Source organism: Stenotrophomonas maltophilia group sp. RNC7 (assembly GCF_030910085.1).
Lineage (GTDB): Bacteria > Pseudomonadota > Gammaproteobacteria > Xanthomonadales > Xanthomonadaceae > Stenotrophomonas > Stenotrophomonas sepilia.
Window position 1 is genome coordinate 1 of sequence record NZ_JAVFVN010000320.1, and the last position, 469, is coordinate 469.

At 29.6% G+C, this 469-nt stretch carries 2 protein-coding genes; both read left to right on the forward strand.

Going from position 1 to position 469, the window contains the following annotated elements:
• Positions 1–263, forward strand: a 263-nt coding sequence (locus RCF13_RS05325) for a hypothetical protein (RefSeq protein WP_308140926.1), incomplete at its 5' end; no start/stop codon positions are given.
• Between the two features lie 57 nt (positions 264–320).
• On the forward strand, positions 321–440 hold the full coding sequence (locus RCF13_RS05330) for a YjfB family protein (protein WP_308140927.1): 120 nt from the start codon (positions 321–323) through the stop codon (positions 438–440).
• Positions 441–469: the final 29 nt, after the last annotated feature.

The window sequence follows — 469 nt, forward strand, 5'->3', positions numbered from 1 at the left end:
AGAGAAATATTATAGATGAGTTGCATAAGGATAAAATAAATTATTCACGAGAATTAAAGCGAGCATTTAGCGAAAGAGATAAAAATTCAATTATAAATGAAGATATTGCTTTTAATTTGCTCAAGTGTATACAGGGTGTTAGAAATAGGATAAACCATGGTAATTTTAAGGAAATAACTCCCAAAGCAGTACTAGGATCATACGAATTATTACTTCCATTAACTCAAGAATTAATGAAAGAGTACTTAAATGAATCGAATTAAAAATAATATGTGTAGGCCATAAGTTGTGAGTTATTGGATTAAAAAGGAGCTGATTTAATGGATATAGCAGCATTATCAATGGGAATGAGTCAAATGAATCTGTACCAGAAAGCTAGTATTTCTGTAATGAAAATGGCAATGGATGCTGGAAAAACACAGATAAATGACATGGTGTAAATGATAGATCAAAATACTAACATTATGGA